Annotated in this window: 13 protein-coding genes; 2 read left to right on the top strand and 11 right to left on the bottom strand. The window is 41.9% G+C overall.

Features of this window, described 5'->3' with window-relative positions; genetic code table 11:
• Nucleotides 1-36: 36 nt before the first annotated feature.
• Together ACE1TH_RS01785 and ACE1TH_RS01780 are read left to right on the top strand one after the other, a co-directional pair.
• Entirely contained in the window at nucleotides 37-690 is a 654-nt protein-coding gene (locus ACE1TH_RS01785) for an acetoin utilization AcuB family protein (protein WP_255223637.1), read from the top strand.
• Nucleotides 687-1856 (top strand): acetoin utilization protein AcuC, encoded by a 1170-nt coding sequence (locus ACE1TH_RS01780; protein WP_375078273.1) that lies wholly within the window; start codon nucleotides 687-689, stop codon nucleotides 1854-1856. Before ACE1TH_RS01785 ends, ACE1TH_RS01780 begins: the two co-directional genes overlap by 4 nt.
• A gap of 38 nt (nucleotides 1857-1894) precedes the next feature.
• On the opposite strand, the gene ACE1TH_RS01775 is transcribed toward ACE1TH_RS01780, so the two are convergent.
• From ACE1TH_RS01775 to ACE1TH_RS01725, 11 genes are all read right to left on the bottom strand, one after another.
• Nucleotides 1895-2305, bottom strand: coding sequence for a PaaI family thioesterase (locus ACE1TH_RS01775; protein ID WP_176554282.1), 411 nt, complete (start codon nucleotides 2303-2305; stop codon nucleotides 1895-1897).
• Between the two features lie 19 nt (nucleotides 2306-2324).
• Nucleotides 2325-3092 (bottom strand): SDR family oxidoreductase, encoded by a 768-nt coding sequence (locus ACE1TH_RS01770; protein WP_099301525.1) that lies wholly within the window; start codon nucleotides 3090-3092, stop codon nucleotides 2325-2327.
• A 156-nt stretch (nucleotides 3093-3248) separates the two neighbouring features.
• Nucleotides 3249-4940 carry a sigma-54 interaction domain-containing protein gene (locus tag ACE1TH_RS01765; protein WP_099301526.1) on the bottom strand — a complete coding sequence of 564 codons (1692 nt, stop codon included), beginning with the start codon at nucleotides 4938-4940 and terminating at the stop codon, nucleotides 3249-3251.
• 211 nt (nucleotides 4941-5151) lie between these two features.
• Nucleotides 5152-5913, bottom strand: a complete 762-nt coding sequence (fabG, locus tag ACE1TH_RS01760) for a 3-oxoacyl-ACP reductase FabG (protein ID WP_099301527.1) — start codon at nucleotides 5911-5913, stop codon at nucleotides 5152-5154.
• A gap of 13 nt (nucleotides 5914-5926) precedes the next feature.
• Nucleotides 5927-7102 (bottom strand): acyl-CoA dehydrogenase family protein, encoded by a 1176-nt coding sequence (locus tag ACE1TH_RS01755; RefSeq protein WP_099301528.1) that lies wholly within the window; start codon nucleotides 7100-7102, stop codon nucleotides 5927-5929.
• 18 nt (nucleotides 7103-7120) lie between these two features.
• Complete coding sequence (locus tag ACE1TH_RS01750) at nucleotides 7121-8320, bottom strand: ABC transporter substrate-binding protein (RefSeq protein WP_255223640.1); 1200 nt, start codon at nucleotides 8318-8320, stop codon at nucleotides 7121-7123.
• 20 nt (nucleotides 8321-8340) lie between these two features.
• On the bottom strand, nucleotides 8341-9045 hold the full coding sequence (locus ACE1TH_RS01745) for an ABC transporter ATP-binding protein (protein ID WP_255223641.1): 705 nt from the start codon (nucleotides 9043-9045) through the stop codon (nucleotides 8341-8343).
• Nucleotide 9046: 1 nt separating this feature from the next.
• The gene (locus ACE1TH_RS01740; protein WP_099301530.1) at nucleotides 9047-9805 is read right to left on the bottom strand and encodes an ABC transporter ATP-binding protein; all 759 of its coding nucleotides are present in this window, start codon (nucleotides 9803-9805) and stop codon (nucleotides 9047-9049) included.
• Nucleotides 9802-10794, bottom strand: coding sequence for a branched-chain amino acid ABC transporter permease (locus ACE1TH_RS01735; protein ID WP_375078272.1), 993 nt, complete (start codon nucleotides 10792-10794; stop codon nucleotides 9802-9804). Before ACE1TH_RS01735 ends, ACE1TH_RS01740 begins: the two co-directional genes overlap by 4 nt.
• Nucleotides 10787-11662 carry a branched-chain amino acid ABC transporter permease gene (locus tag ACE1TH_RS01730; protein ID WP_099301532.1) on the bottom strand — a complete coding sequence of 292 codons (876 nt, stop codon included), beginning with the start codon at nucleotides 11660-11662 and terminating at the stop codon, nucleotides 10787-10789. The genes ACE1TH_RS01735 and ACE1TH_RS01730 overlap by 8 nt, the downstream gene beginning before the upstream one ends.
• A 16-nt stretch (nucleotides 11663-11678) precedes the next feature.
• A complete protein-coding gene (locus ACE1TH_RS01725) occupies nucleotides 11679-13238 on the bottom strand; it encodes a long-chain-fatty-acid--CoA ligase (RefSeq protein ID WP_255301135.1) in 1560 nt (519 codons plus the stop codon).
• Between the last annotated feature and the right edge of the window lie 37 nt (nucleotides 13239-13275).

Raw genomic sequence — 13275 nt, 5'->3', positions numbered from 1 at the left:
CGAAAGGAGGTTTCGCTGCTTAGGCAGGTTACACTTATGAAATTACACTTAATTATGCGACAACGTGTCCATACACTGTCTGAAACAGATACCATTCAAGATGCCATTGATTTAATGGCTAAGCAACAGATTCGCCATATACCAATCGTCACTCATGAGATGCAAGTGGTAGGCATGTTATCGGATCGAGATATTCGAGACTGTCGCCCTTCCATTTTGTCTCCTGACTTTGATGAGACACTATTTTTGAAACCGATTACAACAATTATGGCCACTCCTGTTTTAACCGCTCACGAAGACGATGATGTTCAAGAAACAGCCAAATTGTTTTACCAACATCGCATTGGCTGTTTGCCGATTACAAAAGATGAGCGCTTAACAGGGATTATTTCTGAATCGGATATTCTTTATAGCTTAACGTCATTACTCGGGGCAGATCGACCTACGTCCGTTGTTGAAGTTTGCGTTCAAAATCATCCTGGAATGCTAGCTGATGTTGCCGCGATTTTTAAATCTATGAAGGTAAATATCATTAGTGCTGTTGCTTACCCTAGTCAAAAAGAAAACTACCATATGCTTTCGTTTCGTGTACAGACGATTGACCCTCGTAATGTCATAAGCAAGTTAGCAGACAACGGGTATGATGTATACGGACCTTCTCTTCCCTCTATGGGAGGTGAGGCACGATGACAACAGATCGAGCGGCATTTATTTATGGAGCCGATGCGTATCCGTACAAGTTTAGTGAAACGCACCCATTCCACCCTCTACGATTGCAGCTTACGCATTCATTACTAGAACAAATGGGTGCACTAGACAATACGACCACCATAAGTCCAAAACGAGCAACAGATGACGAGCTAGCGCTCATTCATGATCCAACATTTATTGAAGCGGTTAAAGAAGGCGGAGCAGGCACGCTTCAAAACGGAAAAGCAGAGACGTTCGGTTTAGGAACGGAAGATACACCTGTCTTTCCGAACATGCATGAAGCCTCTTCCTATTTAGTCGGCGGCACACTGGCTGCTTGTGATGCGGTCTTGCGAGATGGGTACCAACATGCCTTTCATTTAGGAGGCGGGTTACATCATGGCTTTCGAGGACGAGCTTCCGGATTTTGCGTGTATAACGATTCCTCTATCGCCATCGAATACATGCGCCAAACCTACAACGCACGTGTGCTTTACATTGACACAGACGCTCATCATGGCGATGGTGTGCAGTGGGCATTTTACGAGGATCCAGACGTCTGCACGTTAAGCATTCATGAAACAGGCCGTTATTTATTTCCTGGAACCGGACATGTAACGGAAAAAGGCTCTGGTAAAGGGTTTGGCTATTCGATTAACATTCCGCTAGACGCATTTACTGAAGATGAATCGTTTTTACATGCCTATAAAGAGTCATTACGAGAGGCTGTCGAATTTTTTCGGCCGGATCTTATTCTGACGCAAAATGGAGCCGATGCTCATTATTACGATCCACTCTCTCATCTTCACCTTTCGATTGATGCCTTTAGAGAAATCCCAAGAATGGTGCATGAAATCGCCCATGAATATTGTGAGGGGCGTTGGGTAGCAATTGGAGGAGGTGGCTATGACAAGTGGCGTGTTGTGCCTCGAGCATGGTCCTATATTTGGCTTGCGATGACGGAACAACTCCATCTTGCTGAAGGCGACATCCCTAAATCTTGGCTTGATCAATGGCAAAGCCAAGCAACTGAAATTCTGCCATCTACTTGGTCTGATCCAGCATTTCCAACTATTCCACGCAGAGCAGAAATTACGGAAAAAAATCGTCTCACTGTGGAAAAAGCCCTTTACCACATTAGAAGAGAGCAGAATAAACAACGCTAAACATAAACCAGCCAAAAGGGCTGGTTTTCCTTCTGTTTTTAACTGGATGGGTACAATACTTTCAATGTTGCCGTTGAGCGTGAGATCAACGCTCCGTCCATCGTGCGAATAAAAGAATCGACCATCACGATTTTCCGGCCTTCATTAATGATGGTACCTGTTGCACATAAGTCTTCCCCTTGAAAAGCCGGCTTTACGTAATGAATGGAGAGATCAACCGTTACGCAATTCAAATTAGTTTCAAAGCGAACGATCATACCCGCAATATTGTCATGCATCGTGGCAATGACCCCACCATGGATCGTGCCATTCAAATTTAAATGGTCTTCTCTAACGGTTAACAGGAGCTGTCGCTCTACTGAATCATCTCCCAATTCAAATCCTAACGATGTAAAGAACTTACTTCTAGTTAAAGTCGATTGAATCGACGCTTCCTCCTCGTTTCCCACTGATCGTCCTCCTTTTATGCTACAGTGAACTGCCTCCGTCAACCGCAATCACCTGGCCTGTAATATAATCACTTGCTGCTGACGCCAGAAATAACATAACCCCGATTAATGTTTCATCATCGCCTAATCGTTTCATCGGATTGTTAGCTGTAATCAACGCTTCCTTTTCCTCCAAAACCCCTCTTGTCATTTTAGATGGAAAAAATCCCGGTGCAATCGCATTTACGTGAATATTGTGCGCTGCCCATTTTCTTGCTAAATCTTTTGTGAAATGGAGGATTGCCGCTTTACTTGTACTATAGCCAATCGCATTTAACACTTCTGGAGGTTCTGCACGCATGCCAGCGATTGAACTAACATTAATAATCTTGCCTCCACCATTGCGAATCATTTCTTTTCCTACCTGCTGACTCATTAAAAACGTGCCCGTTACATTTACATTCATTACTTTATTCCATGCATCCAGCGGCATCTTTTCTACCGATTCTCCCCAAGTGGCGCCACTATTATTAACTAAAATATCCACGTTCCCGTGTTGATCGATAACGTTCGTAAGAAGAGACTCAATTTGAACCAATTGCGTCACATCACACCCGTATCCAAATGCTTTGTACCCTTTCTCACATAGCCACTTCGCCTTCTCTTCACACTGTTCTTTTTTTCTTGAACAAAGAATGACGATACTGCCAGCGCGAGCAAATGTCTCTGCGATTTGAAGTCCTAAACCCGTACTTCCTCCCGTAATGATTGCTACTTTTTGATCAATATTAAAGAGCCTATCTAGCATAGACGATTCCTCCTTGTCATATTGTTTTTCTATGCAAAAATAATGCCAGATTGACTCAAACCCTTTACATGTGAAAAAGACGCTAAGACACGAGGAGCCTTACCATCTTTTTAATTCAAATTTGAATAAAATGATTCAATTTTAACTTATATTCGGTTATAGACTGGCTTTTGTGTGCTGAAACTGATTCACTGATAAATTATATTTTTTTAATTTCCGCACAACCGTCGGCTGACTTGTCTTCAGCGCTTCTGCAATTTCATACGTTGAACCATATTGTTCAGCCGCTTGACGCATGATCTTTTCCTCAGCTTGTTCGATGACTGATTTGAGGGAAACCGTGTTTGTATCTTTCGCTTCATTTGCTAGCGTATATTCAGAAGGAAGATGAGCCAAACCCATAACCGGTTCCTCTGTTGTTAATAACATCCGTTCTACTAGATTTGATAATTCTCTCACGTTTCCTTTCCAGCGATGCTGAATAAAAAACTGCTTAAGGGACTGATCCATCGTTTTATGTAAGCCATATTTTTCGTTTAATTGATTTAAAAACAAATTGACTAACGAAACGATATCGTCTGTACGTTCTCTTAATGGGGGAATATGAATCGGAATCACATTTAACCGGTAAAATAGATCTTCGCGAAAGGTCCCTTGGTCAACCATCTCTTGCAACTTTCGATTAGTGGCTGCTACAACTCGTACACGCACTTTTTTTGGCTGTGTTCCACCAATTCTTTGAATTTCGCCTTCTTGTAACACACGAAGCAATTTTACTTGTAAGTGAATCGGCAACTCACCCACTTCGTCTAAAAAAAGCATGCCTTTGTGCGCCAACTCGAACATCCCGACCTTTCCTCGGTTACTAGCACCTGTAAACGCACCTTTTTCATAGCCAAATAGTTCCGATTCAAGTAATTCTGGAGGAATCGCTCCACAATTAACTTTAATAAACTTTCCTTCTTTTGCTCGGTAGCTCTGATTAAAAATATGCTTAGCGAGCACATCCTTGCCCACACCGGTTTCACCTAAAATTAACACTGTGGCATCAACATCCGCAATTCGTTCAGCCATCTGATAGATTGTTTTCATCTTTTGACTCATCACGACCACATCATCAGACTGGCGTTTATGTTTCAATTTGTCCAACGCCACCTTATAAGATTGATTTAATTCAGTTGCTTTGCGCAACGCCTTTTGTAAATCATTTAATTCTGATAGATCGCGGATATTGGTCACGACTTTTTCTAACTGACCATCCTGATCAAAAACAGGTGTACCCGTAAACAGTGTCTCTTTGCCTTCAAAATTTTTTTGGACAACAGAAACTACCCGCTTTTGTGCCCGCACTTTATGGGTGACCGAATTCTCTAAAATGCCTCTTTCTACTAACGAATCGACATTCTTTCCGAGATAATAGCTCGGTGGAATACCTGTGATCCGTTCAATCGCTTTATTGGCTTTTAATGTTGTTCCATTGGCATCCGTAATATAGATGCCATCATACGAGTTTTCAATGATCGTATTTAGTTCACGATTCACATGTTCCGCTTCTTTTAATTGTTGAAAAAGCGGATGTACAGATGTGGCGCGTATACCAACATATAATTGATCCGGCTCATTGGAACTTTCTTCTTTTAAAAAGAGGAAATGTTCATCGTTTGAATCGAGATAAACTAGTTTTATTTGGTCTCCATCTTCTCCACCTAATGCATGTCGCTTCCAATCCGTATCACCAATTAAATAATGAAACTTTTTTTCAAACAGACGATTGTATGTGAGCAACTCTCCTTGCTCATTCGTTAAAAAACTTGGAAATGGTAGCTTATGAATGTCAATCTCCTTCATTTCTTTCACCTCACCACTTTCTTTAAGTAAAAAGAACGTGCTCTAGAGTGAACCCATCTCCTTGTATATTCTTTTTTCTTTTCATTAGTCCTGTTTTCTCACAAAATAAAAAATTCCAGATATGTGTATACATACCTGGAATCTCTTTTGTATTTTTTATTCGCTCTGATCGTTTTCCGATTACCTGTTGAAACACAAGCTTAGATCTCCTTTATGCTTTTGGTCCACCTGCTACATATAAAACCTGACCATTTACAAAGCCTGAACGTTGATCTGCAAAAAACGCAACTGCCTGTGCAATGTCTTCTGGCTGTCCACTTCGAGCAACAGGAATGTTTGATACACTTGCTTCAATGAGTTGATCAAACGAAATGCCCAGACGGTTTGCTGTTGATTTGGTCATATCGGTTTCAATAAAACCTGGTGCAATGGCATTTGCCGTAATCCCATATTTGCCAAGTTCAATTGCCAACGTCTTCGTAAATCCTTGTAGCCCTGCTTTAGCTGTGGCATAGTTTGCTTGACCTCGATTACCGAGAGCAGATGTTGAAGATAAATTAATAATACGGCCGTATTTTTGTTTCACCATATAGGTTTGCGCTGCTTGCGTCACAATGAACGCGCCTTTTAAATGAACATCCATTACGCTGTCCCAATCTTGATCGGACATTTTATACATCATGTTGTCACGTATAAGCCCCGCATTGTTAACAACAATATCAAGGGTCCCACATTCCTTGATTATCGCTTCAATCCCTTCCTCCACTTGCTCTCGGTTCGTGACATCAACGTGCATCATTCGAACATGAAGCGACCGTTTTTCAAAATAGAGAGCCGCTTCTTCTAGCGCACGTTCATTTACATCAAAAATCACTACGTTCGCGCCATCGCTCGCAAGCCGTTCGGCCACTGCTTTACCAATTCCACGACTTCCACCTGTAACGAGTGCGGTTTGTTTGTGAAATTGTTGCATCCTCTCATCCCCTTTATATATGTGCCCCAAGCTTCACATGCCCTTTTAATAGATTTCGACTAATGATGAGCCGTTGAATCTCGTCAGTCCCATCATAGATTCTCCACAATCTTGCCTCGCGGTACCAGCGCTCAATTGGCAATTCTCGTGTATACCCCATGCCTCCATGAATCTGTAATACGCGATCAATAATGTCGTTTCCTTTTGTTGCCCCATAAAGTTTGGCAATTGAAGCTAAGTGGCGATTATCTTCTCCAAGATCAAGTGTGTAAGCTGCGTTTAAGACGAGCCAGCGCGCCGCTTCTAGTTCAACGGCAGAATCTGCAATTTGCCATTGAATCGCTTGGCGTGTTGCAATCGGTTTTCCAAAGGTTTTTCGATCGTTGGCGTAGTCAATTGCCATGTTTAGTAAGCGTTCAGAAGCGCCCACTGCTCTTGCTCCAACAATCCAGCGTGCGAAACCGATCCACTCTAGCCCTAAATCATAGCCACGGTGTAAGTCCCCTAGAATATTTTCTTCAGGTACGCGAACATTATCAAAAAATAATGACGCTGGCCCCCATTCTCCCATCGTATGGATATATTGAGATGTCCAACCCATGGATCGATCCACAATAAAGCATGTTACGCCATGACGCCCTTTGGTTTCATGGGCTTCTTTATCAGTTACGGCAATCACCATAACAAAATCAGCGTCATTTCCACCTGTAATGAACGTTTTTTCACCGTTTAAGATCCACTCATTCCCGTCTTTAACAGCAGTCATTTTAATATTTTGTGTATCCGACCCTGCACCTGGCTCAGTCATCGCAAAACACGATTTCTTCTCGCCATTAATGGTTGGCAGCAAGTATTGTTTTTTTTGCGTTTCATTCGCTCGGTAAAGAATGTTGTCTGCACTACCACCAAATTTAAACGGCACGAATGTTTTAGAAGTCTCCATCGTTAAGAGCGCCAGCATCATCTGACCTAAATTAGCGCCTCCATATTCTTCTGGCGTATTAATGCCCCAAAAGCCCATCTGTTTTGCTTTTTCTTGTAATTCATTTGTCTTCTCTTCAGAAAGACTTGGTTTCCCATTTAATTCATTTCGGAGTACTTCGTTTTCGAGCGGCATTAATTCCTTCTCTACAAACCGGCGGATCGTTTGTTGAACCATTCGTTGCTCTTCATTTAATCGTAAGTCCATCGAGTATTCCCCCATCTATTAGTCTTGTACGGTTAACACAACTTCCCCATCTTCAATAACAGCCATTGTAAATGAAGTGACCATTCCACCACCTTCATCAATTTCTGGCACATCATACAGCTGATATTCTGGCGGAACTTCTTTTAAGCCTTCATTTAAATGAGCGCGAATTTCATAGGCATCAGTTGCTGTTCCAGCTGCTTTCATCGCTTCCGTCAAAATATATATCGAGAAATAATGATACCCGGCTTCTGAGCCTGGTACTTTATCGTATCGTTCTTCATATTTATCAATAAAAGCTGCATTGCCTTCATGACGATTGTAGCTAAGAGGAGCGACGCCAACCGACCCTTCTAATTCAGTTAAATCGCCATCAAAAACGTTCGCAATTTCATCTAGCTTTGCCTGCTCCATAATGAGAAAGCCACCCTCAAATCCTAATTCTCTTGCTTGTTTCATCACTTGACCTGTTGGTTCTGATGATCCACCAACAAATAATACGTCTGGATCATCACGCAAAGCATTTGTCACGATTGTAAAAAAATCAGTATCTTTACTGAAATCTACGGTTCCGTCGTAAACAATCTCCCCGCCCATCGCCTCCCAATGTGGACGTAGCTCATCGGCCCAATCTAAACCATATTGAGTATTCGTTGGCAGCATCGCTATTTTTGGACCGAATCGTTCCATTTGGTATGATGCAAACGGGTCCACATAATGATCATAGGTCGGTGGTAAACGATACGTTAACCCGTTGTCTTGCTGCGTAATATCTGGTTCACTCGAAAAAGCTGCTAATAAAAATTCTTCTTGCTCGTTAAACACTTGAGTTGCAAAAATGCCGCCACTATGAGGAACATAAATGATTGGTGTATCGTATTCTTGAACGAGTCTACGCGTATTCGCTCCTGTTTCATTCGGCAAATACTTGTCATCTAGCGTGACAACATTCAAGGAATGCGTTTCCCCTGCAACATCAATTCCGCCAGCTTCATTAATTTCATCAACTGCCATCGTTAACCCACTTAACGCATTTTGACCGTAATAAGCAGCGGAACCTGATAATGGTCCACTAAAACCGATATGAATCACTTCGGTTCCTTCAATGGTTGTTGAGGTTACATCTCCTTCCACTTCCCCCTCCGCTCCCTCGTTTGCTTGGCACGCGCTTAGGAAGAGACTTGCTAGACCTAATGCTAACCATGTTCTCGTTTTCATTGACCGATCTCCTTTCATTGCTAGGCTCCAATATACGCTTTTCGGACATCATCATTAGCGAGAAGTTCCGTTTTTGTCCCTTCTAACACGACGCGTCCATTTTCAATGACATAGCCACGATCGGCAATTTTCAACGCCGCATTCGCATTTTGTTCCGCTAGAAGTACCGTTGTTCCAGCTTCATTCACCGTTTTGATCACGTCCAATACTTGCTCCACAATTAATGGAGCCAAGCCAATGGATGGTTCATCAAACAAAATTAACTGTGGTTTAGCCATCATCGCTCGCCCAATTGCTAACATTTGCTGTTGGCCGCCGCTTAGAGAACCTGCTGGATCTGCTTTTTTCTCTTCCAAGATCGGAAAGAGTTGATACACATAGGCAAGCGATTCCGTCATTTGCTTTTTTTCTTTTATCACGTAAGCACCCATTTTTAAATTTTCCAATACCGTCATTTCAGGAAATAACTTCCTACCTTCTGGACAAAGGACAATCCCTTGTTTGACGAGCTGGCTTGGCGAGAGACCAGAGATCTTCTTTTCTTTCCACGAAATAAATCCTTCTTCTAGTGGAGTCAATCCACTGATTGCTCGAAAAAGCGTACTTTTCCCTGCGCCATTGGCACCTAACAGAACAACGAGTTCTCCCTTCTCCACTACCATTTCAATCTCTTTAAGTGCTTCATATTGACCATATTTAACCGCAATCGTTGAAAGCCTAAGCATGTTAAGATCCGCCTCCTAAATACGCTTCAATCACTGCAGGATTTTGGCGAATGTCTTCTGGCTTACCTTCAGCAATTTTTTTACCGTAATTAATGACGATGACATGATCAGCTAATTCCATAACCATCTTCATTTTGTGCTCAATCAAACAAACCGTCAGGCCTGTGTTAATCATTTTTCGTATTAATTGAGCTAATCCATCCGTCTCTTCAGGGTTCACTCCGGCAGCTGGTTCATCTAAAAACACAATCTCTGGTCCCGTTGCAAGGGCTAATGCAATCGCAATTCGCTTCTTCGCTTCTTGAGAAATGTCAGCAATCAGTTGATCTTTTCGATCTAATAACCCAACAAACGCTAAGACTTCTTCCGCCTTTTTTCTTGATAAAGCTTCTTCTTTTCTTAAACGAGGGGTTCGAAAGATCGTATCTAGTACATTTGATTTTGTCCGTAGTCGATTTCCGATGATGAGATTATCAAAAACTGTGGCGTTTTCAAAAAGCTTTGTTGACTGAAATGTGCGTGCAATCCCGAGCTTTGCGACTTGGTGAGGTTTACGTTTAGTGATGTCTTCATTTTTATACATCACTTGCCCTTGACTTACTGGATAATAGCCACTCATTAGATTAAATAAGGTTGATTTCCCTGCACCATTGGGACCGATAATGGCGGTTAATTTATTTTCCTCTACTCCGATATCCATTTGATTAACAGCCGTTAGCCCACCAAATCGTTTTGTTAAGCCTTTCGTTTCTAAGATCAAATGGATTCCCCCTTTTGCTCGCTATACGCTTTCTGCTTGTTTTTGCGCATTTTACGTCGTTGTAAAAATTGTTGAATCCCGCCAACAATCCCTTTTGGATAAAAGATAACTAAAAGAACGAGTAGCGGTCCGAATACGATCATCCGGTACTCTTCCATAAACTGAAGGCCTTGTGTTAATACAACGATTAACAGCGTCCCTACTAATGGACCAAACAACGTCCCAATTCCACCGACGATTAAGTAGGTGAGCATATCAAATGTCATCATCGTGTACGAGAGGTCCGGACCAATAAACCGTACAGTCGATGCATACAAAGCCCCTGCGACACCTGCTAATAGTGTCGATAAGACAAAGGAAATTAACTTTTGCTTCATCGTATTAATTCCAATTGTTTGCGCAAGGTCTTCAGAATTGCGGATTGCCATGTACGTTCTACCAACCAATGAAGTAGCGATCCCTTTCACAAATAAAATTGTAAGCAAAAGAAACAGTAACACTAAATAATAGGTGCCTATTCCACCATCAAACGAAAGTGGTCCAATTGCCGTTGGAGCAGGAATACCAATCAGGCCTCTAACCCCTCCGGTTAATTCATCCCATTGATAGATCACCAAATAGATAATATAGCCTACACATAATGTGTAAATGGCAAAGAAATGTTCTTTTGTACGTAAAGCCACTAAACCAACAAGTAAACCAATGGTTGTTGTAATGGCAATTGCACATAGAAACGCGACCCAAAATGGCATGCCGACATCCACTGTTAAAATCCCTAATGAATAGGCCCCTACCGCAAAGAAACCAGCGTGAGCAAGCGATAATTGACCTGTATACCCTCCAATAATATTCATCCCGTACACCGCGATTGACCAGATAAACGCAATGGTTAACACATAAATGAAATATTGATTCGAGGTTAGTAATGGAAACACGAGAGCAATGCCAACGAACACGCCAGGTAGAACGAATGATTTCGCGTTACGCATTTGCGTGTGCCCCCTTTTTAGCAAATAACCCTTGCGGACGCATCGTTAAAATGAACACTAACAAAACGAAAGCAATTAGATCGCTATACGTACTTGAAATAAAGGTTGCGCCCAAACTCTCTGTAATTCCGAGAATATAGCCACCAACGATTGCACCAGGAATACTCCCCATTCCACCGATAATAATAATGACGAATGCTTTTAAAATGACAAGATGACCCATGCCTGGATACACAAGATTAATAGGCGATGCAATGGAAGCGGCGACCGCGGCTAATGCACCTGAAATAAAAAATGTTAACAAGGCGACTTTATTTGCATTCACTCCAACTAGAAATGCACCTTCGCGATTTTGCGACATTGCGACAATAGCAGATCCAGTTTTCGTCTTTTTCAAAAAGAGCTGAAGTAAAATCATAACAATGACTGCAGCAAAGATAATTAAAATCCGTTGTTGCGTGACAGTAATACCTAGAATGGAGACGACCTCGGTGAACGGTGTTGTAACAGATCGATATTCTGCTCCCCATATAAGTTGAACGAGTGCTTCTAAAAATAATAAAACACCAATAGCTGCTATCTTGTCATGAATAGGTGGCGAATGACGTAAAGGATGGAATACAAGCCTTTGCATCAACATTGCTAGCACGCCTACAACCAAAATGGCAATAAACATTGCGACGAAATAGGGAACGCCAAGTGAAGTCATTGAAAGCAATGTAATATAACCACCGACCATGTAAAGAGCACCATGCGCAAAGTTCGGGATGTGCAGAATTCCATAGACGAGCGTTAATCCTAAAGCCACTAAACTATACACACTTCCGACCGTTAAACCATTGACAATTTGTTGGAGTAAAACGTCCATTTACGTCCTCCTTCTCCTATGGGTTGACTTCTTCAATTAGCTTTCGTTTTAAAATTTTCCCTACAGCTGTTTTTGGGAAAGCTCCTTCAAACTGAATGAACTTTGGAACTTTGTAAGGCGATAAGTACAAGCGACAATGATTAAGCACTTCTGACTCTGATAGGAGACTGCCTTCTTTTTTTACTATAAACGCTTTGACAGTCTCTCCTCTGTAAGCATCTGGTATCCCAACCACTGCTGCCTCTACGACATCATGTAATTGATAAAGAACTTTTTCCACCTCGATTGGGTATACATTGTAACCGCTTGCAATAATAAGCTCTTTTTTTCTGCCTACAATATAAAAGTAGCCATCTTCATCTTGTTTCGCCAAGTCACCAGTGTACAGCCAGTCGTTTCGTAATGTTTGAGCAGTCTCTACTTCCATACCGAGATACCCTTTCATCACTTGTGGTCCCTTTATAATTAGTTCTCCTACTTCACCATTCTTACGTTCCCTTTGCCCTGTTTCCATATCGACAATTTTTGCTTCAGTATTGGACACGGTAATGCCAATACTGCCAGGCTTTTGCACACCTTTAAAAGGATTGCGGTGTGTGACTGGAGACGACTCTGAAAGGCCATAACCCTCTAACACATCTGCACCAGTTAACGCTTTCCATTTGTAAATCATTTCTACCGGTAGAGGAGCCGATCCACTTGTACAACGCTGTATTGAAGAGAAATCACTTCCATATTTTTTCGCGTACTGGATAAGCGCCATATACATAGTCGGCACACCTGGAAAACTAGTCGGACGTTCGGTTTCAATCACTTTTGCCATTTCAGCTACATCAAACTTCGATAACAATAAAATCGTACTACCACGAAGAAAGCTTGTTGTCATAGCACTCGTCATGCCATAAACGTGAAATAAAGGGATCGCAGTTAAAACAATTTCTTCTTCCACATCCGTATTCATTGTGACTGAAGACTGATAGGCGTTCGCTACAAGATTAAAATGGGTAAGCATCGCGCCTTTTGATCGACCAGTCGTTCCTCCAGTATATTGAATCACTGCTACATCTTCTTTTGGTTGAACAAACGCACTTTTTTGTTGAATCGGTGTGCTTTTAAGTAAGCGATCAAAGCTTGAAGGCTTATCAAAGGATGTCGTGTATACCCGTTTAACTTGACTACCCTCTCTTATTTCAGAAAAGACGGGTTGCAAGGATTCATGCAAAATAATCGTGCTTACGTTAGCATCCTGTAAAATATAGAGCAGTTCGTTCGGTCGATACATTGGGTTAATTTGAACGACACTTGCACCAAGATACATAATAGCAAAGTAACTAATCGGGTACGCTGGCATATTCGGTAGCATTAACGCCACCCGATCCCCCTGCTTCACACCATCTTCTGCTAATCCATTTGCGACGCATAGAACTTGTTGATAAAGTTCATCATAGCGATAAGTCCTGCCGTAAAATGTGAGGGCGATGTTCTGGGAATACGCTTGAACAGCTGTCTCAAACAAGGTGGAAAGAGAAATGTTTGGAATAACAACATCCTCATATCGGAAGTCGTTCTTATCCACATCATCACATCCTTTCTTCATTTTAAAGACGTTTGTT

This window comes from Shouchella sp. JSM 1781072 (assembly GCF_041949915.1).
Lineage (GTDB): Bacteria > Bacillota > Bacilli > Bacillales > Bacillaceae_D > Shouchella.
The sequence above is the reverse complement of the archived record's forward strand: the minus strand, read 5'-3'. Positions and strand labels throughout refer to the sequence as shown.